This window comes from Rossellomorea pakistanensis, assembly GCF_016908495.1.
Lineage (GTDB): Bacteria > Bacillota > Bacilli > Bacillales > Bacillaceae_B > Rossellomorea > Rossellomorea pakistanensis.
The window spans coordinates 1-23,870 of sequence record NZ_JAFBDZ010000009.1; the positions used below are offsets into that span (position 1 = coordinate 1).

23 protein-coding genes, 1 tRNA gene and 1 pseudogene are annotated in these 23,870 nt (G+C 36.9%); 19 read left to right on the forward strand and 6 right to left on the reverse strand.

Annotation, left to right across the window (positions count from 1 at the left end; all coding sequences use genetic code 11):
* Nucleotides 1-18: 18 nt before the first annotated feature.
* The 5 genes from JOC86_RS23435 (at nucleotide 19) to tsaD (ending at nucleotide 2,893) form a co-directional block, all read left to right on the forward strand.
* Nucleotides 19-95: transfer RNA gene (locus JOC86_RS23435), tRNA-Asp, on the forward strand.
* 165 nt (nucleotides 96-260) lie between these two features.
* Nucleotides 261-719, forward strand: a complete 459-nt coding sequence (gene tsaE / locus JOC86_RS23440; protein ID WP_205175893.1) for a tRNA (adenosine(37)-N6)-threonylcarbamoyltransferase complex ATPase subunit type 1 TsaE — start codon at nucleotides 261-263, stop codon at nucleotides 717-719.
* On the forward strand, nucleotides 716-1,414 hold the full coding sequence (gene tsaB, locus JOC86_RS23445; protein WP_205175901.1) for a tRNA (adenosine(37)-N6)-threonylcarbamoyltransferase complex dimerization subunit type 1 TsaB: 699 nt from the start codon (nucleotides 716-718) through the stop codon (nucleotides 1,412-1,414). The genes tsaE and tsaB overlap by 4 nt, the downstream gene beginning before the upstream one ends.
* A 13-nt stretch (nucleotides 1,415-1,427) precedes the next feature.
* On the forward strand, nucleotides 1,428-1,877 hold the full coding sequence (gene rimI / locus JOC86_RS23450) for a ribosomal protein S18-alanine N-acetyltransferase (protein ID WP_239587816.1): 450 nt from the start codon (nucleotides 1,428-1,430) through the stop codon (nucleotides 1,875-1,877).
* Nucleotides 1,874-2,893: a tRNA (adenosine(37)-N6)-threonylcarbamoyltransferase complex transferase subunit TsaD gene (tsaD, locus tag JOC86_RS23455; RefSeq protein WP_205175908.1), complete on the forward strand. Its 1,020-nt coding sequence runs from the start codon at nucleotides 1,874-1,876 to the stop codon at nucleotides 2,891-2,893. The genes rimI and tsaD overlap by 4 nt, the downstream gene beginning before the upstream one ends.
* Nucleotides 2,894-3,583: 690 nt before the next feature.
* Here tsaD and JOC86_RS23460 read toward each other — a convergent pair.
* Nucleotides 3,584-5,512, reverse strand: a complete 1,929-nt coding sequence (locus JOC86_RS23460; protein ID WP_205175910.1) for an ABC-F family ATP-binding cassette domain-containing protein — start codon at nucleotides 5,510-5,512, stop codon at nucleotides 3,584-3,586.
* A 364-nt stretch (nucleotides 5,513-5,876) separates the two neighbouring features.
* On the opposite strand from JOC86_RS23460, the gene JOC86_RS23465 reads away from it, so the two are divergent.
* The 5 genes from JOC86_RS23465 (at nucleotide 5,877) to tatC (ending at nucleotide 9,498) form a co-directional block, all read left to right on the forward strand.
* Nucleotides 5,877-7,106 carry a DUF5068 domain-containing protein gene (locus JOC86_RS23465; protein WP_205175913.1) on the forward strand — a complete coding sequence of 410 codons (1,230 nt, stop codon included), beginning with the start codon at nucleotides 5,877-5,879 and terminating at the stop codon, nucleotides 7,104-7,106.
* 201 nt (nucleotides 7,107-7,307) lie between these two features.
* Nucleotides 7,308-7,784, forward strand: coding sequence for a cyclic pyranopterin monophosphate synthase MoaC (gene moaC, locus JOC86_RS23470; protein ID WP_205175915.1), 477 nt, complete (start codon nucleotides 7,308-7,310; stop codon nucleotides 7,782-7,784).
* Between the two features lie 22 nt (nucleotides 7,785-7,806).
* Nucleotides 7,807-8,478: a redox-sensing transcriptional repressor Rex gene (locus JOC86_RS23475; RefSeq protein ID WP_205175917.1), complete on the forward strand. Its 672-nt coding sequence runs from the start codon at nucleotides 7,807-7,809 to the stop codon at nucleotides 8,476-8,478.
* 55 nt (nucleotides 8,479-8,533) lie between these two features.
* On the forward strand, nucleotides 8,534-8,707 hold the full coding sequence (locus tag JOC86_RS23480) for a twin-arginine translocase TatA/TatE family subunit (protein WP_205175919.1): 174 nt from the start codon (nucleotides 8,534-8,536) through the stop codon (nucleotides 8,705-8,707).
* 20 nt (nucleotides 8,708-8,727) lie between these two features.
* Nucleotides 8,728-9,498, forward strand: coding sequence for a twin-arginine translocase subunit TatC (gene tatC / locus JOC86_RS23485; protein WP_205175921.1), 771 nt, complete (start codon nucleotides 8,728-8,730; stop codon nucleotides 9,496-9,498).
* Nucleotides 9,499-9,521: 23 nt separating this feature from the next.
* Here the strand turns inward: tatC and JOC86_RS23490 are convergent, their stop codons facing one another.
* Entirely contained in the window at nucleotides 9,522-9,722 is a 201-nt protein-coding gene (locus JOC86_RS23490; RefSeq protein WP_205175923.1) for a YdiK family protein, read from the reverse strand.
* The gene (locus JOC86_RS23495) at nucleotides 9,723-10,466 is read right to left on the reverse strand and encodes a CPBP family glutamic-type intramembrane protease (protein ID WP_205175925.1); all 744 of its coding nucleotides are present in this window, start codon (nucleotides 10,464-10,466) and stop codon (nucleotides 9,723-9,725) included.
* 526 nt (nucleotides 10,467-10,992) lie between these two features.
* On the opposite strand from JOC86_RS23495, the gene groES reads away from it, so the two are divergent.
* From groES to JOC86_RS23535, 8 genes are all read left to right on the forward strand, one after another.
* The gene (gene groES / locus JOC86_RS23500; RefSeq protein ID WP_205175933.1) at nucleotides 10,993-11,280 is read left to right on the forward strand and encodes a co-chaperone GroES; all 288 of its coding nucleotides are present in this window, start codon (nucleotides 10,993-10,995) and stop codon (nucleotides 11,278-11,280) included.
* A 60-nt stretch (nucleotides 11,281-11,340) separates the two neighbouring features.
* Entirely contained in the window at nucleotides 11,341-12,975 is a 1,635-nt protein-coding gene (groL, locus tag JOC86_RS23505; RefSeq protein ID WP_205175935.1) for a chaperonin GroEL, read from the forward strand.
* A gap of 435 nt (nucleotides 12,976-13,410) precedes the next feature.
* The gene (nikA, locus tag JOC86_RS23510; RefSeq protein ID WP_419096148.1) at nucleotides 13,411-14,982 is read left to right on the forward strand and encodes a nickel ABC transporter substrate-binding protein; all 1,572 of its coding nucleotides are present in this window, start codon (nucleotides 13,411-13,413) and stop codon (nucleotides 14,980-14,982) included.
* An 18-nt stretch (nucleotides 14,983-15,000) separates the two neighbouring features.
* A complete protein-coding gene (gene nikB / locus JOC86_RS23515) occupies nucleotides 15,001-15,945 on the forward strand; it encodes a nickel ABC transporter permease subunit NikB (protein ID WP_205175939.1) in 945 nt (314 codons plus the stop codon).
* A complete protein-coding gene (nikC, locus tag JOC86_RS23520; RefSeq protein WP_205175941.1) occupies nucleotides 15,942-16,772 on the forward strand; it encodes a nickel ABC transporter permease subunit NikC in 831 nt (276 codons plus the stop codon). Before nikB ends, nikC begins: the two co-directional genes overlap by 4 nt.
* Before the next feature lie 22 nt (nucleotides 16,773-16,794).
* Nucleotides 16,795-17,622: a nickel import ATP-binding protein NikD gene (gene nikD, locus JOC86_RS23525; protein WP_205175943.1), complete on the forward strand. Its 828-nt coding sequence runs from the start codon at nucleotides 16,795-16,797 to the stop codon at nucleotides 17,620-17,622.
* Nucleotides 17,623-17,655: 33 nt separating this feature from the next.
* A complete protein-coding gene (nikE, locus tag JOC86_RS23530) occupies nucleotides 17,656-18,477 on the forward strand; it encodes a nickel import ATP-binding protein NikE (protein ID WP_205175945.1) in 822 nt (273 codons plus the stop codon).
* Between the two features lie 327 nt (nucleotides 18,478-18,804).
* On the forward strand, nucleotides 18,805-20,160 hold the full coding sequence (locus tag JOC86_RS23535) for an MATE family efflux transporter (RefSeq protein ID WP_239587817.1): 1,356 nt from the start codon (nucleotides 18,805-18,807) through the stop codon (nucleotides 20,158-20,160).
* Nucleotides 20,161-20,605: 445 nt separating this feature from the next.
* Here the strand turns inward: JOC86_RS23535 and JOC86_RS23540 are convergent.
* A pseudogene (locus JOC86_RS23540) lies at nucleotides 20,606-20,824 on the reverse strand (hypothetical protein).
* Nucleotides 20,825-20,958: 134 nt separating this feature from the next.
* Here JOC86_RS23540 and JOC86_RS23545 point away from each other — a divergent pair.
* A complete protein-coding gene (locus JOC86_RS23545) occupies nucleotides 20,959-21,153 on the forward strand; it encodes a hypothetical protein (protein ID WP_205175946.1) in 195 nt (64 codons plus the stop codon).
* Between the two features lie 180 nt (nucleotides 21,154-21,333).
* On the opposite strand, the gene JOC86_RS23550 is transcribed toward JOC86_RS23545, so the two are convergent.
* Together JOC86_RS23550 and JOC86_RS23555 are read right to left on the reverse strand one after the other, a co-directional pair.
* A complete protein-coding gene (locus JOC86_RS23550) occupies nucleotides 21,334-22,263 on the reverse strand; it encodes a response regulator (protein WP_205175948.1) in 930 nt (309 codons plus the stop codon).
* A complete protein-coding gene (locus tag JOC86_RS23555) occupies nucleotides 22,260-23,579 on the reverse strand; it encodes a sensor histidine kinase (protein ID WP_338021818.1) in 1,320 nt (439 codons plus the stop codon). The genes JOC86_RS23550 and JOC86_RS23555 overlap by 4 nt, the downstream gene beginning before the upstream one ends.
* Between the last annotated feature and the right edge of the window lie 291 nt (nucleotides 23,580-23,870).

The window sequence follows — 23,870 nt, forward strand, 5'->3', positions numbered from 1 at the left end:
CTGTCCCCGCAACCAAATGGTCCGGTAGTTCAGTTGGTTAGAATGCCTGCCTGTCACGCAGGAGGTCGCGGGTTCGAGTCCCGTCCGGACCGCCATTAGATTACTTCATGATTAACGAAACAGTGTTTCGTTATTTTTTTATGTCTACATTTGATTTTGCTCATCTTTACAAAATCGGGTAAACTACATATATACATAATCCTTAGGATTGTCATCATCCTAGGGTTTTTTTATACACGTTAGACTAAAGGAGATTCATGATGAGTCAGTTTATTTTTAAAACGAACACCCCAGAGGAAACCTCTATATTTGCTGAAAAATTAGCTTCCTATTTAGCGCCTAATGATTTAATTACTTTAGAGGGTGATCTAGGTGCTGGAAAAACGACTTTTACAAAAGGGTTAGCTAGAGGGCTAGGTGTTTCTAGAACGGTGAATAGTCCAACATTCACTATTATTAAGGAATACAAAGGTACCACAATGCCTTTTTATCATATGGATGTATATAGATTAGAGGATTCTTTTGAAGATCTAGGCTTTGATGAGTATTTTGAAGGAAATGGAGTTACGGTAGTGGAATGGGCTCATATTATTGAAGAGCAGCTTCCTCCCCATCGATTAGCGATTGCCATTTTTCGTGAAGGGGATACGAATAGAAGAGTTGAGCTTCAGCCTCTCGGAGACCGGTATGTAAAGATATGTGAGGAGATTTTTTCATGAAAGTATTAGCAATCGATACGTCTAATTATCAATTGGGAGTTGCGTTGATTGAAGAGGGGAAAGTTGTCGGGGAGTTTATGACAAACCTTAAGAAGAATCACTCGTTAAGAGCAATGCCTGCCGTTGAGATGCTACTAGAACAGTGTGATGTGAAGCCGAAGGAGCTGACGAAAATTGTGGTCGCACAAGGTCCTGGATCCTATACAGGTGTAAGAATTGGTGTGACCATTGCGAAGACCTTGAGCTGGTCTTTAAACATTCCCATTGTCGGGGTATCTAGCTTAGCTGTATTAGCTTCTTCTGGTAGGTATTTTGATGGTCTGCTATGTCCATTATTTGATGCGAGAAGAGGTCAGGTCTATACAGGTCTTTACAAATTTGAAGAAGGTAAGCTCGTAACGTTGGTAAGTGATTCGAACCTTTTAATGACAGATTGGATAGGACACCTAAATGATTATCAAGAAAATATTCTATTCTTAGGTCATGATGTTGATATTCATCGTGAAGTTATTTCAAGTAAGCTTGGAAAGAAAGGTGTATTTGCTCACCTATCAAGCCATAATCCTCGTCCTGCTGAACTAGCCCTTCTTGGATTAGAACGAGAACACAATCCTGTTCACGGGTTTGTTCCAAATTATATTCGAATGGCTGAAGCTGAAGTTAAGTGGTTAGAGTCACAAAAAGATAAGGAATAGCTGAGGACTTATTATGGGAGATTATTCGATAAGGCTGATGGGATTAGAAGATTTAGATGATGTCATGGAAGTTGAACAAAAATCATTTTCGATTCCCTGGACAAGAGAGGCTTTTTATAATGAAATCGAGAATAATTCTTTTGCTTCCTACTTAGTAGTTGAACATGAGGAAAGGGTTATCGGTTATTGTGGTGTGTGGATCATTGTGGATCAAGCTCATATTACGAATGTAGCTATTTTGCCAGAAATGCGTGGGAATGGTTTAGGCCATTTGATGATGAAAAGTATGATCACACTTGCGATTGAAATGGGAGCAGCCACGATGACCTTAGAAGTGAGAGTTAGTAATGAACCAGCACAACGATTATATCGAAAGCTTGGATTTCAAAATGGTGGCATACGAAAAAACTATTATTCTGATAATCAAGAGGATGCATTAGTAATGTGGGTGAATTTAAAATGACAAATGATTTATATGTAATGGGTATTGAAACGAGCTGTGATGAAACAGCGGTTTCTATCATAAAAAACGGAACAGAAATCATTTCAAATGTTGTCGCTTCCCAAATTGAAAGCCACAAACGATTTGGTGGTGTAGTACCAGAGATTGCATCGAGACATCATGTTGAACAAGTAACCGTTATGATAGAAGAAGCATTGCATCAAGGGAATATGACGATTACATCTATTGATGCGATTGCAGTAACAGAAGGTCCTGGATTAGTCGGTGCTTTATTAATTGGAGTGAATGCTGCAAAAGCTCTTGCTTTTGCTCATAATATTCCTCTTGTTGGCGTTCACCATATTGCAGGACATATCTATGCAAACCGTTTAATAACCGAAATGAAGTTCCCTTTATTGTCTCTAGTCGTTTCTGGAGGGCATACTGAATTAGTTTTGATGAAAGAGCACGGGGTTTTTGAAGTTATTGGAGAAACGAGGGATGATGCAGCTGGTGAAGCCTATGACAAAGTGGCAAGACAGCTTCAGTTACCATATCCAGGTGGGCCTCATATCGATCGGCTTGCCCATGAAGGAGAACCAACGATTTCCTTACCAAGAGCATGGCTTGAGCCAGACTCGTTTGATTTTAGCTTCAGTGGGCTAAAATCGGCAGTGATTAATACGCTTCACAATGCGAGACAAAAAGGAGAAGAGATATCTCCAGAAAATTTGGCCGCAAGCTTTCAAGCAAGTGTCGTAGAGGTTTTAGTGACTAAAACAATAAAAGCAGCAAAGCTTTACAATGTTAAACAAGTACTGCTGGCAGGTGGGGTTGCTGCTAATAAAGGGTTACGGTGGGAACTTGAACAGGCATTTTTGGATTTTCCTGACATCGAACTCATCATTCCACCATTACATTTATGCACGGACAATGCCGCTATGATTGCTGCAGCAGGGACAATTCGCTTCCAGCAAGGAAAAAGAAGTGGATTAGAGATGAATGCGAATCCAGGTTTAGATTTAGAAACTTTTTAAGAGAGGGCACATGGCCAGTGAAGAGGTCATGTGCTTTTTCATTGTTAAGCATTAAGCAGAAATGTGGATGACTTTGGGATAAGTGATCAGAGGCAAAGCCACGTGATGAGGCGAACTTGGTTTTCATCCTATACACAAGGGTTCCGCATTTCTGGTGTCCAGCTCCTCGAGGCATAAGTCAAGTCAACAAGGAAGGGCGCCCTTCCTTGTTGACTCGCCTTATGCTTGTCGGTGGCCCACAGGAGGTGGCAAACTTAGCCTTTCATCCTTAATCCGAGGCGCTCCGCTTTTCTAGTGTCCAGCTCCAGCGCCTAGGTCCTCGAGACATAAGCCAAGTCACATAGAAAGGGAAAAAGCACCCTTTCTATGTGACTTGGCTTATGCTTGTCGGACCTGTTCGAGGCGCTTCCGCTTTTCTAGAACAAATGTTTTGTACACAGGTTGTGGATAAGGTGTGAGTAAGTTGAAAAATCTTGTTAAAAAGCATAGGGATAAAATCATGTTTATAAACAGTGGATATTGTGGATAACCAGGAAGATATCTGTGGATATTGTGGAAAAATCCTGTTAATAACGTTAAATCAACAAAAATAATGTGAATAACTTTGTAAGCATGGGAAGATTTTCATATAAAAATAGACCTGTCTGAAGTTACTAACAATTCAAACAGATCTATGTGTATAACACGAAATTAAGTTTGTAATAACTCTTCTAATTCTGCCCATTCTTCCATTAATTCTTCAAGTTTTTCTTTCGCCGTTTCTAATTTTGATGTTATTTCTTGCAGCTGCTCATGATCTTGAAAAACATCGGGGTCAACAAGCTTAGCTTCTAATTCTTCGATCTCGCCTTCAATTTCTTCCATCTGCCCTTCCAACTCTTCTACTCTTCTTTTTCGTTGCCGTTCTAGCTTTTTTGCTTCTTTATCGATCTTGAATGAGCTTTTATTTGATTGTTCCACAATGTTATCCACTTTATTATCTTCAAGCTCTGCAAGCTCAAGCATTTCTTGTTTTTTCTGTATATAGTAATCGTAGTCACCTAGGAACTCTGTTATTCCGTTTGTGGATAACTCTAACACCTTGGTGGTGATTCGATTAATAAAGTAACGATCATGAGAGACAAAGATGATGGTACCAGGATAATCAATGAGTGCATTTTCCAGAACTTCTTTGCTATCGAGATCAAGATGGTTCGTAGGCTCATCAAGAATCAAAAGATTGGCTTTTTGCATCATCAGCTTAGATAAGGCAAGACGAGCTTTTTCCCCACCGCTTAGGGCTGTAACCGGTTTTAGAACATCCTCCCCTGAAAATAGAAAATTTCCAAGGATTGTGCGGATTTCTTTTTCATTTTTCATCGGATATTCATCCCATAGCTCATTTAAAACGGTTTTATTGGAGGAAAGCTCTGCTTGTTCTTGATCATAGTAGCCAATAGAAACATTGGACCCGAAAGAAAAGTTTCCATGAAGAGGAGTTAATCTTCCTATCAATGTTTTAAGCAAAGTTGATTTTCCGACACCATTTGGACCAACAAGGGCAATACTATCCGTTTTTTGAACATTAAAAGAGAGCCCTTTTGAAATTAAGCCATCATCATATCCAATAGATAGATTGTCCACTTTGAGAACATCATTTCCACTTTGACGATCAATGGAGAAGGAGAAGTTTGCAGACTTTTCGTCACCTTGTGGTCTGTCCATCAGATCCATTTTCTCTAATTTCTTTCTTCTGCTTTGCGCCATTTTGGTTGTAGATGCCCGAGCAATGTTTCGTTGAATAAAGTCTTGGAGCTTTGCAACTTCCTGCTGTTGTCTTTCAAATTGCTTAAGATCTTTTTCATAGTTTTCTGCTTTGTATTGAAGGAATTTACTGTAATTTCCTATATATTTTTTTGAAGCGTTTCTTGAGATTTCGTAAACTTGATTGACGACTTTATCAAGGAAGTAGCGATCATGGGAAACAATGAGTACGGCTCCATCATATCCTTGTAAATATTGTTCCAGCCATGAAAGGGTGTCAATGTCTAGATGGTTTGTTGGCTCATCCAGAATTAAGATGTCTGGTTTACTAAGCAAAAGTTTTCCGAGAGCCAATCGTGTTTTTTGTCCACCGCTTAATGTAGATATCTTTGTACGATAATCAAAATCCTGAAAATTTAATCCGTGTAGGACAGAGCGAATATCGGCTTCATATTGGTAGCCGCCAGAATCCTTGAATAGGACCTGAAGTTCATCATATTCTTTTAAAATGCGCTGATAGACTTCAGCGTTTTCGTATACAGTCGGATCTGCCATCTTTTGTTCAAGCTCGCGAAGCTTTGTCTCTTGTTGAAGGAGCGTTTGAAACACTAGTAGCATTTCGTCCCAAATCGTTCGATCGGATTCTAATCCTGTATTTTGAGCCAGGTAGCCCATTAAAACTTCCTTTGGCTTCGTTATTTCCCCAGAATCATAAGACATCTGCCCGGAAATAATTTTTAAGAGTGTTGATTTCCCTGCACCATTTCTCCCGACAAGAGCAATCCTGTCACGGGTTTGAATTTCTAACTTTATATTGGAAAGAATCACTTCGGCACCGAAGGATTTTGTTATTTGATTGACTTGCAATAATATCATTTTGATTCACCTCAACCTTATATCGTTAGTTTATCTTATTGAAGAGGGAACAGGCAATAAGCTAGATCCATGGGAAAGGGGCTCATTTTTTAAATATAGGTCTATTTTACTTTTTTCTTAGATGATTCCAGCACTTTTCAGGGGGAGAAAGGTTCATAAAACCGCTTAACTACAGCCTTTATTTCAAAATGAAAGAAAGGTATCGGTAAATAGTAACAGATGAAAGAAATTTCCAAATGCATGTAAAAAAATTCTAAAATATGCTATATTACTTTTTGTGTTTAAAAGAGAGTCATAATTTCATAGGTTACATAGACAAGATTCGTAACAGTGAATTAAAAAAACAGCAAAAGGTCGTGAAAAAGTGAAAAAGTCAAAAATTCTATGGTCCTCTATTCTTTCTTCCATGCTGTTGTTAGCAGCATGTGGTAGTGATGAAGAAGCTTCATCAGATAAGAAAGACTCAAAGCCAAAAACTGAGAATACAAGTGCTAAAGAAGATAAAGTAGAAAAAAAGGAAGAAACATCATCTGATGTACTAAATCCAACGATTGCAGAAGAATCTCAAGGAAATGTGGAAGTGATCTACACGAATAAAGATCCTAAATATAGTCATGATATGGAAGGGTTTAAAGTAGCTGTTGAAGAGTACCAAATCGTAAAAGTAACCGATATGAGCCCCGACTTTGCGATTCCATTTGATGATCAAACCGATGGATATGTTGTGACGGCAAAAGTGACGCTAGATAATACAACAGGTAAAGCAATGTATTACAATCCTAATTTTCGGATTCAAGTTTCCAGTGAGTTAGATTATATTCCGAATGATACCCATAACACATTTGTAAAAGAAGAAGACAAAGTGAAGTCCAAGAAAGAAACAGAAGTATCGAAATATGCTAAAGGTGAGAAAATTACGGGGCTTGTGACTTTTACACTAACAAATGAGGAGTTTGACTCCCTTAGTACCGTTAAACCAAAGTTTATTATTGAAGGCGGTGTAGCGGATAATAAACAGTATAAAGATTCTTTCCAGGAGAATGCTATATTTGACTTTGCATACAGTGAAGAGCAAAAGCAACAAGCTGTCAGTGAGTCAAATTTTTATCCGGATAAGCTGACAACAGATAATCTAGCGGATAAGAAAATGATTTTTGAGAAATCGGGCATCAATGAAACCCAAAAACTTGGTGATGTGAATGTAACATTAGAAGGTGTTCAATATACAGAGGTTACTCCAACGGCGGAAAATGTAGAGCGTTTTAGTAATTTCGGGGATAACGGGATTGTTGCCTTAACGGTTAAATTAAAGCTGGATAATCAGTCAGATGCGCCAATTAGTATTTGGAATATCGGCTCTAAACTTCGCATAGACGAAGATCGTGGCTCTGTTATTTCTGCCGGCATGGCTGAACCTTCAAGTCCTAAGGAAATTAAAGCAGGGGAACAAGGGGAGAAATACCATGTGTTTTTGTTTAGAAAAGATGAATTCGAATTGTTCAAGAAGTTCGATCTAGTATTTGGTCCTTTTGTTGGTACCGATGGAAAAGGATTATTCAAAAATAAAACAATAACGTTCCAATTACCAAGATAGCAAGCGGAAGTAATCAACTGAGCCAGATGGTCAGGAATCATGATATGGTACCTGACACTTTGGCTCAGTTTCTAATTTTGCGGAAATTTTATAATAATTATTGCCTCTCTAGACTATTTCTCCATGAATTTGTGAAAAGTCTTTCAAACTTCAAAGACAGAGGTATGAAAATAGTGTATGATGTATGGGAGGAGAGATTATATGACTGAATTCACTCATTTTAACGAAGAAGGAAGAGCGAGAATGGTGGATGTTAGTAGTAAACCAGATACAGTTCGGACTGCTCTGGCTCATTCAAGTATAAAGGTTAATAAGGAAGTATATGAAGCGATCATCCATCAGCAATTGGAAAAAGGTGATGTCCTTTCTGTTGGGCAAGTTGCTGGGATTATGGCTGCGAAGAAAACATGGGAGATTATCCCGATGTGTCACCCGATTCCATTAAAGGGGATCGATGTTTCTTTCGAATGGAAAGAAGATTTTGTGTTAGAAATTACGGCAAAAGTAAAAACAAAGGGAAGTACCGGAGTAGAAATGGAAGCGTTAACAGCAGCTTCTGTTTGTGCACTCACCATTTACGATATGTGTAAGGCTGTTGATAAAAGCATGGTGATCGGTGAAACCTATTTAATAGAGAAAACTGGCGGGGTGAAAAGTCCCGATTATACAAGAGCTTAAATCATTTGTGGGGGAATGGTAGATGAATCAGGAAACAAGCAAAATTCCACAAGCAACGGCGAAACGTTTACCGTTATATTATCGTTTTATTCAAAACCTACATTCATCTGGGAAACAACGAGTTTCTTCAAAAGAACTTAGTGAGGCGGTAAAGGTAGACTCGGCGACGATTCGCCGCGATTTTTCATACTTTGGTGCATTAGGCAAAAAAGGATATGGGTATAATGTTAACTATCTGCTATCCTTTTTTAGAAAGACACTTGATCAGGATGCGTTAACGAAAGTGGTATTAATCGGTGTTGGAAATCTCGGAACGGCATTTTTACATTATAATTTTATTAAAAACAACAATACTAAAATTGAGATGGCGTTTGACGTTGCCAAAGAGAAGATTGGTACTGAAATTGGTGATGTCCCAGTCTGCGATATGGATGAATTGGAAGAGAAGCTAGAGGGGGCTAATATTGAAGTGGCGATTTTGACCGTGCCTGCTCATTCAGCACAAAATATTACCGACCGATTGGTAGCTTCTAATGTGAAAGGAATCCTAAATTTCACACCTGCACGTCTGAGTGTTCCAGATCACATTCGTATTCATCATATTGACCTTGCTGTCGAGCTTCAATCTTTAGTATACTTTTTAAAGCACTACTCTGAAGATGACACGGAAATGTCACAAGATGAGAATGGATAGAATAGAAAAATAGATTTTATTGCGTTAATATATAGTAGTGAGGAGGTGTAGCGTAATGGTAGGTCCAGGTAGTATCATACTTATTGCAATTGTTGCTTTACTTATTTTCGGTCCTAAGAAATTACCAGAGTTAGGGAAAGCAGCAGGAAGTACATTGCGCGAATTCAAAAATGCAACAAAAGGCTTAGCAGATGATGACGATGATTCTAAGAATAAAGATGCTAAGTAGTGGATGTTAGGATGAAAGCCATGAGTCAAAGAGAAGACATGACGCTTTATGAACATATAGGTGAATTACGAAAACGGCTCATGTTTGTAGTCGTTTTCTTCGTATTGGCGGTAATTGCGAGTTTCTTTTTAGCGGAACCATTAATTCGGTATTTACAGGGAGCAGACGAGGCTAAGGAATTGACCATGAATGCCTTTCGCATGACCGATCCTTTAAAGATTTATATGGAAATGATGATCTTTATCGCATTAATTATGACCTCACCAGTCATTTTATTTCAATTGTGGTCATTCGTGAGTCCAGGATTATACGAAAAAGAGAGAAAAGTGACACTGAGCTACATCCCTTTTTCTCTTATTCTATTTCTTGGGGGATTATCGTTTTCCTACTTTATTCTCTTTCCATATGTTGTCGATTTTATGATGACTTTATCAGACAGCTTAGAAATTGAGCAGGTCATTGGAATCAATGAATATTTTCATTTTCTTTTTCAACTCACTGTTCCATTTGGATTTTTATTTCAATTACCAGTTGTGATGCTGTTTTTAACACGATTAGGAATCGTTACACCGATGCAAATGGTGAAGATGCGTAAAATAGCCTACTTCTTATTACTGGTAATTGCAGCATTCATTACGCCGCCGGATATTGTTTCCCATCTAATGGTCACCGTACCGTTATTTATTTTATATGAAATTAGCCTTTGGATAAGCAAAATTGGCTATAAGAAAGCACTAGAGGCAGAGCAGAAATTAGAGCAAGAGCTATATGAGCAAGAAAATAGGGACTAAGCCATTAAGGCTCGTCCCTATCTTTATTTTTTCAAGTTTTTCTTTATCTTGAAATGTAAATTCACCATTCTTAAACCAGATCCGAAATCTAATGTCGCTAATAATACAAGTAAGTAGGAAAAGAATCCCCAGCCTTGGTTATTAACATTTTGGATGGCAAAGTAGGTGAATAATACCCCAAGTATCATGTATATAAGGCCACTGAACAAAGGTGATCTTCTCATTTAAAATAATCCTCCAATAAATCCTGGTAAGTTTTCCGCTTCTTTCATTAATTTTTCAATATCTTCTCTAAAGATGGATTGCATAAGAACAACCATCGTATTCATCGAAACATGGGCAATGATCGGCACGATAATTCTCTTTGAAACAACATAAAGGAAAGCAAAGGTAAATCCCATCGCGGAGTATAAAATAACATGCTCTGGTTCAAAGTGAGCAAACGCAAAGATCACTGAGCTAATCAAAGCGGATAAGAAGAAAGGAAAACGTTCGTATAGAGAACCGAAGATAATCTTCCTAAATACAATCTCTTCAAGGATAGGGCCAATGACAGAAGCAACCATCATTGAAATAGGTACAGTTTCAATGATATCAATAATCATTTCCGTGTTTTCAGAACCCATCTCAATCCCTAACGCATACTCAATTTGAATGGCTATGCCTTGAGCGAAAAACGCCATAAATACGCCACCAATAGCCAAAAGTAATGAAAGGCCAGGCGAAAGTGGCTGCGATCGTTCTAAACGTGTTTGGTCATCCTTTGATTTATTTAAGATAAACCAAATAACGAGTAAACTCACGGAAAAGCTAATGATTAACCAATACCCAGGAAGCACCTCTTCCAAATGCTTGGGTGCTTGATTCAAATATTCTACACCTATGTAATAGAGAAGGGGAACCCCCACTACTCCAGAAAGCTGCATCAGTATATATACGGCAAGACAATAGAGAAAGTGCTTTTTCACTACAACGAACTCCTTCTAAAATGGTCATATATTCTTTTCAATTCTACTAGTAAAAAAGGATAGGTTCAAATAAGAGGTATTTGAATAAAAAATGTTTTCACAAACTCTGTTGGTATTTGGAAAGGGATAGTTGATTTCCTCTCTAGGGTGCTCGCTTTCCGCGGGGCGAGCGGTGAGCCTCCTCGTCGCCTTGCTCCTGCTTAGGTCTTACCTATCCCGCTTTTCCCGCAGGAGTCTCCCCCCTTCCGTTCCAATCAACCTTTTGAAAAAATTTATGTTCTCAAAACACATGACAAAAACAACAATCTTTTAGAAAAACAGCCTAATAAAAAGATGTTATATTTGAGAAACAATATACATATAGTATTAGGGTGTGCTTATAGAAAAAAATCATGAAAATTTTTATTCAGGATACTTGCAAAATGGATATGAATTATTTATTATAATAATTGTGTTAGCACTCAGTGAGTTCGAGTGCTAATAAATAAACTTAATTTTTACATAACTATTGAGGAGGTTGTTTCACTTGTTAAAACCACTAGGTGATCGCGTTGTTATTGAACTAGTAGAATCTGAAGAAAAGACTGCAAGCGGTATTGTTCTTCCTGATTCAGCAAAAGAGAAACCGCAAGAAGGTAAGGTTGTTGCTGTAGGTACAGGTCGCGTTCTTGACAGCGGTGAGAAAGTAGCTCTAGAAGTTGCTGAGGGTGATCGAATCATCTTCTCTAAATATGCTGGTACTGAAGTGAAATACCAAGGCACAGAATATTTAATCCTTCGTGATAGCGATATTCTTGCTGTTATTGGTGAGTAATTAAAGATAATAGCTTAAAACATACACTTACGTTTACTAATACGAGGAGGTTGTTTCAAAATGGCTAAAGAAATTAAATTCAGCGAAGAAGCTCGTCGCGCGATGCTTCGCGGAGTAGATCAATTAGCAGATGCAGTTAAAGTAACACTTGGACCTAAAGGACGTAATGTCGTTCTTGAGAAAAAATTCGGTTCTCCACTAATCACAAATGATGGTGTAACCATCGCTAAAGAAATCGAACTTGAAGATGCATTCGAAAACATGGGTGCAAAGCTTGTTGCAGAAGTAGCTAGCAAAACAAACGAAATTGCTGGTGACGGTACGACAACAGCAACGGTTCTAGCTCAAGCGATGATCCGTGAAGGCCTTAAAAACGTAACAGCTGGAGCAAATCCAGTAGGAGTACGTAAAGGAATCGAAAAAGCGGTTCTAACTGCGATTGAAGAGCTTAAAGCAATCTCTAAGCCAATCGAAGGAAAAGAATCCATCGCACAAGTTGCTGCGATTTCTGCAGCTGACGAAGAAGTAGGTCAACTAATTGCAGAAGCGATGGAGCGTGTAGGTAACGACGGCGTTATCACAATCGAAGAATCTAAAGGCTTCACTACTGAGCTTGATGTAGTAGAAGGTATGCAATTTGACCGTGGATACGCGTCTCCATATATGGTAACAGATTCTGACAAAATGGAAGCAGTTCTTGAAGATCCATATATCTTAATCACAGATAAGAAGATTGGTAACATTCAAGAAATCCTTCCAGTACTTGAACAAGTTGTACAACAAAGCAAGCCATTATTAATCGTGGCTGAAGATGTTGAAGGCGAAGCACTTGCTACACTTGTAGTGAACAAACTACGCGGAACATTCAATGCAGTAGCAGTGAAAGCTCCTGGCTTCGGTGACCGTCGTAAAGCAATGCTTGAAGACCTTGCCATCCTTACAGGTGGAGAAGTGATTACAGAGGATCTTGGACTAGATCTTAAATCTGCCAACATCACTCAACTTGGTCGCGCTTCTAAAGTTGTGGTGACAAAAGAAAACACAACAGTTGTTGAAGGTGCTGGTGAGTCAGAGAAAATCGCTGCTCGCGTAAACCAAATCCGTGCACAATTAGAAGAAACAACTTCTGAATTCGATAAAGAAAAATTACAAGAGCGTTTAGCGAAACTGGCTGGTGGAGTAGCGGTTGTTAAAGTTGGTGCAGCTACAGAAACTGAGCTTAAAGAACGCAAACTTCGTATTGAAGATGCTCTAAACTCTACTCGTGCAGCTGTAGAAGAAGGAATCGTATCCGGTGGTGGAACTGCACTTGTAAACGTATATAACAAAGTAGCTGGCATCGATGCTGAAGGCGATGTAGCAACTGGAATCAATATCGTTCTTCGTGCACTTGAAGAGCCAATCCGTCAAATCGCACACAATGCTGGTCTTGAAGGGTCCATCATTGTTGAGCGCCTGAAGAAAGAAGAAGTAGGAGTAGGATTCAACGCAGCAACTGGAGATTGGGTAAACATGATCGACTCTGGTATCGTAGACCCAACAAAAGTTACACGTTCTGCCCTTCAAAACGCAGCATCAGTTGCAGCAATGTTCTTAACAACTGAAGCTGTTGTAGCAGATATTCCTGAAGAAAATGCAGGCGGCCCTGCAATGCCTGATATGGGCGGCATGGGTGGAATGGGCGGCATGATGTAATGACCGTTCAACCCCTTGAAATATAAGGGTTTTGAAGTGGTTTGCTAACAAAATGCTAACATAATGAAAAATAAAAGAGGCTTCTCATTAGTTAATTTAGCTTTTGAGAAGCCTCTTTTTCAGTTCTTTTGTTAAATATACGACTAATTAAACAAATAACGGATTCTTGTTTCATTTAATATTTATTCTTAAGAGGTGGTAAACACCTTACACATCAAAAGGTAATAGCCTATTTTAATGTTTTTTTTCACTATATCTAAAAATATTAAATAAAAATTAGACTGAATTCTTTGTTAAAAATACGAAAACATATTGACAATCAAATATCTATATCCTACTATGTGATAATAGTTATCATTTTCAATTAGGGGGGCGAGTGCTATGGCAAAACCAATATATATAAAACATTTTTTGCTTATATCTGTAATTGTCCTTATGTTATCTTTGGCATTACTTGGTTGTTCAAGTAATTCAGCAGGAAATATGGAGTCTACCAGTGAAAGTAGCAATATGTTTACTTTTGCATGGCCTAGGGATATAGGAGAGATGAATCCACATGTTTATAATCCATCTCAATTATTTGCTCAATCCATGCTATATGAACCTTTAGTTAGCTACCAAGATGGGGGGGAACTAAAACCACATTTAGCAGAATCATGGGAAATTTCCGATGATGGGAAAGAATACCTGTTCCACTTACGTAAAGATGTGAAGTTTTCTGATGGTACAAGTTTTAATGCAGAAATTGTGAAGAAGAACTTTGATGCAATATTAAAAAATGTAGATATGCATGGATGGTTAGGATTTATTCCGAAGATCGCTCAAACAGAGGCTATCGATGAGTATACATTTAAATTAACATTAACAGAACCCTATTATCCTACAATTCAAGAATTAGCTGTTGTACGCCCAGTTCGATTCTTAGGGGAAGCTGGTTTTCCTCAAGACGGTGACACTTCAAAAGGTGTAGAAAAGCCAATTGGGACTGGTCCATGGGTATTAGATGAATATAAAGTAGATGAATTTGCTGTATTTAAACGTAACGAAAATTATTGGGGAGAACACCCAAGTGTAGAGAAAATTAAAGTTAAAGTCATTCCTGATGCTGAAACACGCATACTCGCTTTCGAAAAAGGGGACTTAGACCTTGTTTATGGAGAAGGTGTTATCAGTATAGATTCTTTTAAGCAATTAGAGTCCACAGGTTCCTATGGAACTAGCATTTCTGAGCCAGTCGCCACTAGACAGCTAGTTATGAATACGAATAAAGAACAGCTTTCTGATGTACGTGTTCGCCAAGCATTACATTATGGATTTAATAAACAAGCAATGGTTGAAGGTGTGACATCTGGATTAGAAGAGAAGGCTGACTATATCTTACCAACAAACTTACCTTACACTTCAAATGTTGATACGACCAAGGTTGAATATAATGTTGAAAAAGCGAAACAATTATTAGATGAAGCAGGCTGGATGTTGCCAGAGGGTAAAAATGTACGTGAAAAAGACGGGAAACCACTTGAAATTGAGTTGATGTATAACTCTGCTGAAGTAATCCAAAAAACAATGGCTGAAACATTACAGTCTGAGTGGGCGGGTTTAGGTGTAAAACTAAATATTGTCGGAGTTGAACTTACCACTCAAGTGGAAAGATTCAAAGCGAATGAGTTTGATATGAATTTTTATAGTAACTTTGGTGCACCATATGATCCGCATACTTTCGTAAACATGATGAACACAGAAGGATTTGGATTTAGAGAAGCGATTTCATCCTATCCTAATAAAGAAGAGTTAATGATCCAAATAGCTGAAGTTCAAAAAACAACGGATGAAAACGAACGTCAACAGCTTTACACGGCAATCTTAGGCTCATTACAAGAGCAAAGTGCTATTGTACCTATTTCGTATATTAAGAAAATAGCAATTTATCAAAAGGATGTTTCTAATTTTACATTCCCTGGTAACCGAGATGAACATCCATTTACAGGGATTAGTGTAAACGAGTAAGCGACAGGAGAGGTTTTTATGGGTACTTATGTCTTGAAACGAATAATGACCATCGTTCCAATCTTTCTTATTGCTACTCTACTAACATTCGGAATGATTAACCTATCACCAGTGGATCCAGCTGAGGCATACTTTGCTGCAGCACATATCCAAGCGACAGATGAGATGTTGGAACAAAAAAGACATGAGTTTGGCTTAGATCAACCTCTTCTAATCCAATATGTGAACGCCCTTATTAAGATATGCCAACTTGATTTTGGCATATCTTATGTTACGAATAAACCTGTATGGGAAGAGATTTCTTCGCGATTGCCAGCAACTATTCAGTTAACTATAGGCAGTCTTTTGATTGCAATTTTAGTAAGTATCCCTTTGGGGTTTTTAGCAGGTATAAAGAAGAACAGTGCTATTGATCATTTTAGTCGATTCCTCTCTTTTATAGGGGCATCGATTCCATCATTTTGGCTTGGATATTTATTGATCTTTTTCTTTTCTGTAAAACTAGACCTTTTCCCAGTAGAAGGTACGGGAACTTGGAAGCATTTAATTTTGCCTTCAGTCACGTTGGCTTTCCCTTTAATAGCTTTATATACTCGCCTGTTACGCGCAAGTGCTCTTGATAATTTACAAGAGTCTTATGTGCTTTTTGCACGGACGAGGGGAATTCATGAAAAGATTATAATGGGGAAGCATGTACTAAGAATTGCTATTTCTCCTATGATTACTGGGCTTGGAATGAATTTAGGGAACTTATTGACTGGGGCTATTATTGTAGAGGCAGTCTTTTCGTGGCCAGGGTTTGGGCGGTATTTTATTGATGCTATTTTTAACCGTGATGCTCCTGTTATTCAAGGCTATGTACTATTAGCAGCGGGAGTATTTCTTGTCAGCAACTTAATTGTTGACCTTATTCAAATGTATATTGACCCACGTATTTCCAGAAAAGGAAGGCAGTATCAATGATAGCAATGTTTCGTGGTGTATTAAAAAGTCAAAAAGTGATTGTCATATGTTCTCTAATACTGTGTATATTATTTTTGATCACAATATTTGCTCCGTGGCTTGCACCTAATGACCCGATCGCTGTTAATTTAGCTCATAAATTACAGCCGCCTTCTTTGGATTATCCATTAGGGACAGATCATTTAGGTCGATGTACGTTTTCACGTATCTTATATGGGGCTCGAATATCGTTAGGCTTTGCCTTGCTAATTTTCTTTTCAGCTTTAAGTATTGGTTTAATCATTGGTATCATTGCTGGATATATAGGTGGTTGGGTTGATCAATTGCTAATGAGGATCGGTGATGGTCTTATGGCGATCCCAAGCCTTTTGTTTGTTCTTGGATTTGTTGGTATTTGGGGAGCGGGTCTTAAACAAGTCATTTTAGGGTTAATTCTCGTACAATGGGTTTATTACGCAAGGGTAATACGAGGAATGGTCCTAAGCCTGAAAGAACAGAACTATATTATAGCGGCTAAAATTAGCGGTTCTTCTACATCGACTATCATGAAGAAACATATTGTTCCAAATGTTCTACCATCACTAGCAGTAATGGGAACATTAGAAATGGGTTGGGCAATTATGAATTTATCATCTATGTCCTTTTTAGGCTTAGGTGTGCAACCCCCTACTCCAGAATGGGGGGCGATGATTCTTGAAGGGAAGTCCTATATCAGAACAAATCCTACATTAATGATTTATCCGGGTTTAATGATTATGCTAGTCGTTGTTACCTTTAATTTATTAGGTGAATCACTATCAGAACGGTTTGGGGTTAAACGCCGCTAAATGAAAAAGGACTGTTGAATATATGGAAGCAAATGAGCGAGACATTTTAAATGTAAAAGACTTACATGTGCAAGTAAGAAACAATAAAGGCTTTTCTACACTTGTTCAGGATGTTAATTTTGGAATTAAAAAAGGGAAGATTCTGGGTCTTGTTGGGGAAAGTGGTAGTGGTAAAACTGTTACAAGTATGTCTATTCTACAGCTACATGAGAAGAATATGGATATTAGAGGGAGCATTATACTACAAGATAGGGAATTGAATGGTCTAGAAAACAAAGAAATGCGGAAAGTTCGAGGAAAGGAAATTGCTTTTATTATGCAAAATCCGATGAATGCCTTTACTCCCGTTTTTACGATCGGCCACCAATTTTCTGAGACGATTAGATCGCATACTTCATTAAATAAAAAGCAAGCAAAGGAGCTTGCGACTGATGTGATGGAAAGTGTAAATTTGCCAGATCCCAATAAATTGTTAAAAAGCTATCCATTTCAGTTAAGTGGTGGAATGCTTCAACGAGTTATGATTGCGATGGCTGCATGCTTAAAACCGGCAGTTGTTATTGCAGATGAGCCAACTACAGCACTTGATCTTCATAGCCAATTATTAGTACTTCGTCTATTAGATAAGATTCGTTCTGAGTATGGAACATCTATTCTTCTTATTTCACATGATCTTGGAGTTATTTCAGAGTTAGCTGACGATGTAATCGTGATGCGGCATGGGAGAATAGTAGAAACTGCAAATGTATTAGAACTATTTGATAATCCACAACATGAGTACACGAAGAAGCTGTTAAGAACAAGGCCAACCTTATATTCTCAAAAACAACCCTATTCTTATATGTTGTAACGGGCAAAACGAATTTCCCAAGAGGTGGAACCATTGAGCTTATTAGAGGTAAAACAAGTAAACTTTAGCTATAATTCTAAAAATTTTTTTAAAGGCAAGGTCCAAACAAATAATATTCTTAATGAGATTTCCTTTGTTATTGAAGAAGGAAAATGTTTGGGGTTAATTGGTACAAGCGGAGCTGGGAAAAGTACTTTAGGGAAAGTAATTCTCGGAATTCAACGCCCACAGCAAGGTAAGGTTTTGTTTCAAGGATATGATATTTACAATTTAAATAAAGCTATCAAACAAAAAATACGCCGTGACCTTCAAGTTGTATTTCAGGACTCAAATTCCGCTGTTAATCCCCGAATGACAGCCGAACAAATTATAAGTGAGCCGTTAGAGAACTTTGAAAAGCTATCTATTGGAGAAAAAAGAAGAATGGTCATTGAGCTATTAGAAAGAGTAGGCTTAAGTGAAAGGGATCTAAAAAAATACCCTCACCAATTTAGTGGTGGACAATTGCAAAGGATAAATATTGCTAGAGCAATTGCTCTTCAACCCAAATTAATCGTCCTTGACGAATCAGTTAGTAGTTTAGATATGGTTACACAAAGCTTAATTTTACAATTATTAAGCGACTTAAAAGATGACTTCGGCTTATCTTATCTTTTTATCACACATGATATTAAAGCAGCTTTCTCGATATCTGATCAAATTGGTGTCCTGGAAAAAGGAGAATTGATTGAACTTTACGATTCAAAAGACCAATTTTTTTCATCCAAACACCCTATAGTTAAACGATTAAGAGAATCTATCCTTGCTGAACACCCGCGTTTTCGTACAATTTCAACGAAGGTAAACTGGGTTTGACACAAATAGATTATCTAAATAATCGCGAAGTTAGATAGGATAAAATGTAAATTTTTGGTTCTAACGATGACTCTAAAAAGTTAGTAAGACATTTGCGTAAGGACAGGGAAACCTGTCTTTTTCTACATAATGAAAGAGATTATACTTTGTAATTATTAGGTAATTGTTGGTTAGGATTTATGAGTGTTCTTAAAGCGGGTATGTATCATGATGGAATAAAAATTTCAGGTCTAGGTAAGCCCCAAATTACCAGGCAATAATGGTTAACTGTAAAAGATAAACAAGTAGCTTCAACCGTTTAAGATATACATCAAGCAGGAGGAATTTATGAAATTGGCAACAGATTCTATGGTCTTAAATAACACTGCGCCTTATAGTCATAGGGAGTATTTGGTGTTGGCCATCCCACTCATAATATCTGGAATTTCAACTCCTATTTTAGGGGCTGTTGATACAGCGGTAGTAGGAAGAATTCCTGACCCGGCTTCAATTGGGGGAGTCTCTGTTGGAGCCGTTATATTTAACACGATGTACTGGCTGCTTGGTTTCCTACGAGTGAGTACAAGTGGATTTACCGCTCAGGCAGGAGGGGCAAATAAACAAAGTGAAATAATCCTTTCTTTTCTAAGGCCAATGATATTGGCTATATTGTTTGGCTTCTTGTTTATCGTTTTACAGAATCCTATCCTTGCCATTGCCTTATCATTAATTGGAGGAAGTGAAGCTGTATCATCCTTTGCCTCAACTTATTTTTCTATTCGAATTTGGGGAGCACCATTTATTCTACTAAACTATGTCATTATTGGTTGGCTTATTGGAATGGGGAAGGTTCGCTTAGCTTTGACTATTCAAATATGGATGAATGTTTTAAACATTATATTAGATCTTGTTTTTGTTTTAGGATTAGGAATGGGAATTAAGGGCGTTGCTTATGCTACTCTTATAGCTGAGGTTAGTGCTGTTGTATTAGGGGCATGGCTTTTGTATTTGACGAATAAAGAGAGATTAGCTGGTATAAAGTTATCGATGTTGCTAGAAAAAGAACCCATTCTAAAAATGATGAAAATGAACAGGGATTTAGTCTTGAGGACTGTATGTTTGCTCACAATGACAGTAATATTTACTTCTATGGGGGCAGGCCTGGGTGAAGTGACGTTAGCAGCCAATGCCATCCTACTACAAATTCACTATATTATAGCTTATTTATTTGGTGGTTTTGCCAATGCCTCAAGTATCTTAGTTGGCAGAGCTATAGGTGGGGCAAATCTGTTCCTTTATAAGCGGGCATTTACTCTTTCAGCTCTTTGGGGATTAGCTTCAGCAATCTTTTTGAGTTTAAGCGTATTTATCTTTGGTAATAGTATTATAGCTTTCTTTACGACAATTCCAGAAGTAAAGGCTGTATCAGAAAATTATTTAGTGTGGATGCTTGTGTTTCCGATCTTAGGATTCTGGGGTTTGCAGTTAGAAGGAATTTTTTCTGGTGCTACTGAAGCAAAATCCATCCGTGATTCCATTACTTTAGCATTGATTGTCTTTTTAATAGCGCTTTGGTTTTTTGTCCCTTTATATCAAAATCACGGATTATGGATCTCGTTTGTAGTATTTAGTTTATCCCGTTCTTTCTTTTTATCGTTATTTGTGCCCAAATTGACTCGTGAAAAGTTTTCTAACAAAAACTAAACTTCAGAAGTCTATTACCTTAGTAAATAATAACACTAAAAATGCTAACATATTGCTAACGCAATCCAGTAAAAACGGTTAATTCCCGTTAAAGATGTTACAGACAAAATTTAACAAAACATTGATATACAGCACTCTACGCACACCAGGTTAAAGATATTACACACTCTCACCTTAGGGGCGGCATGATGTAAGGCTCTTAAGCCCTACATTTAAGAAATAGTTAAGGCTATTTTTTACCCGTCTTTCTCTCATTTTGAGAAGTAATCATGTAAAAAACTTATATCAATAGCAATAACCACTTCCTATTAAAATGTAGGGAGTGGTTTTTTGTTGTTAAAATTCGCTTATCAAGACTTTTGGGATGACAGACGCTTCAAGAACACAAATCCCTTCCTTCCCAATATATTTATCCTTTCTTATAAAATAATTAGGGATGTTCTTATTAATATAGTGGTTGTTTCACAGGACAAGGAGGAAATCCATGTATATCCTGAATCGTATACATATCATATTGCATTAAGGCGAATTGTGCTTGTTATAGGTATTTCATAACAAGAAGCTTTCCATCAGAGACCCCGCATAAAACCCCTGAAGTTCCTGTTCCATCTACGAACGAGATTCCAATAGGCTGAAAGTACGGAATTTTCTGTTGCCAAGGCATAGGCTGACGCTCCTTCCACTCTAATGTATAACCCATAGAGTGTTTAAGTGCCTGTATGAATTTAGTAGATATGAACATGTGTACCATTAGTGCATAGGTTATTGTATCAATTAAATTTATGCAGGGAGCCTATTATGAATAGATATTACTTTAATCCATATATGAGAATTTCTGGTGTAGTTGCTTCAGTAACTGGCGATGTAACTGGTGACTTGATCCCTGATATTGTATACGTGACCGGTTACAGTGAATCAGATGTTTCCATAATACAAAATATGATACTCGGAATCCGTGATGGAGCGATAGGAGTTTCTGTTAGTATTCCCTGAAGAAAAATATGGGATATAATCCTATGCTGTTTTTGGGGGATTTTACTGTACATTGCTTAGTAAGAATATTGAGTAAAAGCATCGTTAATATGTTATATTGCTGGGACTATTAACGTTTTTCAATAAATGTTTGCGATGAATGAGTAGTTACTTGTATAGTAAGTTGTTCTTTTGGTTTAATCACTCTAACATCATTCGTTTTGCTTCGAAATATAAAGCTTGAATAAATTTCTTTATATTAATTCGTGTAGAAGTAAATGCTGGTTTTGATTCATTTTTTAACTCTGTCAACTTTTTGCGAACCATAGTAAAATCAAAAAACTGGGAAGAATACTTTTCAAATTTTGCATTTGAAAAGTCCGTAAGTCCTAAAGAGGCTAAGTGGTTCAATGACTGGTAAACAGTTCTTCGAACACGTTGTTTAGAGGCTTTTGCTTCCCTTCTTAAATCCCCTTCATCAGCAGTAGCCCCAAGCTTTTTATTTGCTAAATATTCATAAATTTCATTAAGAGATGGTAACCCGTGTTCAAAAGTATTCTTTTTCTCATAATTAAATAAAAAAGCTAATATTTCTATTAAATCTTTGCTGCCGCATTCACCGGTAATACCCAATTCTGTCAAAAGTAATTCACCATAATTTTTAATATTATATTCTTTAAAAGATGGCTCCTTTTTATTCAACATAGTATCCATTTGAAGTACAGTATTTAATGACTTTTGAATGTCTTGAATTGATTTTTCTAGGCGTGTATGTTCCATTACTTTTCGGATAACAGCTAATACTTCTATTTTATTAATTGGCTTTATAATGTAGTTTTCTATTCCAAGTGTATATGCTTTACTAATTAGTTCTTTTGACTCTATTTGAGAAATCATTATGATTTTACCCTTAAAAGTCGGTTTAATAGATTGAATCGTTTCAAGACCATCACGAGTTGGCATTAATAAATCAATCAATAAAATATCAACCTTTTTTAAGTTTAAAGTTTCTCCATTTAAGAATGCACCATCATCGGATTCTCCAACTACTTGTCCGAGATCTTCATCCTCGATAAATTGAGCAAGCATGGAACGAACTGTTACATCATCATCTGTTATATAAAAGTTCATATAGTATTCTCCTTTTCAACCAAATTATCAACTGGCAAACAAATAATGAAAACTGTTCCTCTTTCGTTTGGGCCTTGTTTGAAGGTGATGTTCCCATTGAGCTTTTTGACCATATCCTCTACAAAAGTTAATCCTATACCTGTTGAGGGATTTCCCATTCCGTCAAATTTAGAAGTGAAACCAGGTTTAAAAATTAATTCCCTATTCTTATCTAGAATACCTGGACCGTCATCTTCGATCTGAAATTGAACCGAATGATGTTTTAAACTTACCTCTATATTGATGGCTCCTTTTACTTTAATAGCTTCTACAGCGTTTGCAACTAAATTATTAACAATCGATAGAATTGTGTAAATGTGGTAATGGGGGTGACTCCCATTAATGTTATAACTAAAAAGAATATCTTTTTCTAATAGGTGTGCATACTTTTCATTTGCACGTACAATTATTTTAATTAGATCATTAATATTGACATAATCTGTAAAACTTTCATTTGAGATAAGTTTTGATAAGCCTGCGAAAATTCTCTGATTATCTTTTTTAATCTCATGTATTTCACCAGCTATTTCTAGTAATTGTTGACGGACTTTTTCAATACATTTATTATCTACAACCTCCTTTTCAACTAATTCTCTATATAATTCATAAGTTTTCATTGTAATCTTTTCCGAACTTTGAAGTGTTTTTTTTAAATGAATAGTTTCCTCATATAAATTAGATACATGTAATAACATATGTTCATTTCGCTTTCGAACTTCTATCTCTTGAGACTGTGCTTCATATAGTTTCATCATACTAAAAACCCCTAATACCATAAAGCTATGAGAAAGAGCAGTAAAGAACATTTCAAATAATGAACCGGAAGTAATTGTGACTTCAAATATAATATATTGTATGAAAATCTCTACAAAGTTCGACAATATTTCAATAGTTATTCCAAAGGTACCAATGACTAATAGACGACGATGAAAACGATTAATTTTTAATAAATAAAAAAGACAAGTATAAGTAAAGTAAAAGAAAAAACTAGGGTAATGAGTTTCAAAAGAAGTTAACCAGTTAAAGTTTGCCTCTAACATAAAATCTAGTAGAATACGAAAAAACACAACAAGTATAGCTGTTAAAAAACCTGGGATAATGGCAGTTTTTCTTAAAAACAGTAGAAGTAAGAAAAGAGTTGGTGGTCCTAAGCTAACTCGAAATGTTTCATTAATAGGATAAAAGTTTATTTCTCCTGCTAATGGAACAAAAAATATCATAATTAAAATAATGATACGGTCTTTTCTTAATAAAGGATACATATCCAAAACGATCACTTCCGGTTTAAAGATTTCCTAATAGTAACGTTAGTTTATATAAAAAGTTCTTCTGAATCAACCGACACGTTATCTGAAAATTAAATAAGTTTTTTAGATCTATTTGTAGCATTCGGTTTCTTTTTGTAGCTAGGTTATTAAAATAACTTATATTGTGGAAACGCTTAAAGGAGGTGTCATTCATTTAAAAAAGAGTAGATTATCAATTGGTTTCCGAGGAGAAATACTTTAATCATTTAGTAATAGCACAAACGGGGGGAAAACCAATTATAATCTTTCTTTAGAAAAGTT

What these genes read in the sequence shown, in the direction of transcription:
- nikC (WP_205175941.1), top strand. Translation starts at nt 15,942, where the DNA reads ATGATAGCAATGTTTCGTGGTGTATTAAAAAGTCAAAAAGTGATTGTC.
- tsaE (WP_205175893.1), top strand. Translation starts at nt 261, where the DNA reads ATGAGTCAGTTTATTTTTAAAACGAACACCCCAGAGGAAACCTCTATA.
- nikA (WP_419096148.1), top strand. Translation starts at nt 13,411, where the DNA reads ATGTTATCTTTGGCATTACTTGGTTGTTCAAGTAATTCAGCAGGAAAT.
- nikD (WP_205175943.1), top strand. Translation starts at nt 16,795, where the DNA reads ATGGAAGCAAATGAGCGAGACATTTTAAATGTAAAAGACTTACATGTG.
- JOC86_RS23490 (WP_205175923.1), bottom strand. Translation starts at nt 9,722, where the DNA reads ATGAGAAGATCACCTTTGTTCAGTGGCCTTATATACATGATACTTGGG.
- JOC86_RS23480 (WP_205175919.1), top strand. Translation starts at nt 8,534, where the DNA reads ATGGTAGGTCCAGGTAGTATCATACTTATTGCAATTGTTGCTTTACTT.
- nikB (WP_205175939.1), top strand. Translation starts at nt 15,001, where the DNA reads ATGGGTACTTATGTCTTGAAACGAATAATGACCATCGTTCCAATCTTT.
- tsaB (WP_205175901.1), top strand. Translation starts at nt 716, where the DNA reads ATGAAAGTATTAGCAATCGATACGTCTAATTATCAATTGGGAGTTGCG.
- JOC86_RS23475 (WP_205175917.1), top strand. Translation starts at nt 7,807, where the DNA reads ATGAATCAGGAAACAAGCAAAATTCCACAAGCAACGGCGAAACGTTTA.
- JOC86_RS23535 (WP_239587817.1), top strand. Translation starts at nt 18,805, where the DNA reads ATGAAATTGGCAACAGATTCTATGGTCTTAAATAACACTGCGCCTTAT.
- rimI (WP_239587816.1), top strand. Translation starts at nt 1,428, where the DNA reads ATGGGAGATTATTCGATAAGGCTGATGGGATTAGAAGATTTAGATGAT.
- moaC (WP_205175915.1), top strand. Translation starts at nt 7,308, where the DNA reads ATGACTGAATTCACTCATTTTAACGAAGAAGGAAGAGCGAGAATGGTG.
- JOC86_RS23545 (WP_205175946.1), top strand. Translation starts at nt 20,959, where the DNA reads ATGAATAGATATTACTTTAATCCATATATGAGAATTTCTGGTGTAGTT.
- tatC (WP_205175921.1), top strand. Translation starts at nt 8,728, where the DNA reads ATGAGTCAAAGAGAAGACATGACGCTTTATGAACATATAGGTGAATTA.
- tsaD (WP_205175908.1), top strand. Translation starts at nt 1,874, where the DNA reads ATGACAAATGATTTATATGTAATGGGTATTGAAACGAGCTGTGATGAA.
- JOC86_RS23550 (WP_205175948.1), bottom strand. Translation starts at nt 22,263, where the DNA reads ATGAACTTTTATATAACAGATGATGATGTAACAGTTCGTTCCATGCTT.
- groL (WP_205175935.1), top strand. Translation starts at nt 11,341, where the DNA reads ATGGCTAAAGAAATTAAATTCAGCGAAGAAGCTCGTCGCGCGATGCTT.
- JOC86_RS23460 (WP_205175910.1), bottom strand. Translation starts at nt 5,512, where the DNA reads ATGATATTATTGCAAGTCAATCAAATAACAAAATCCTTCGGTGCCGAA.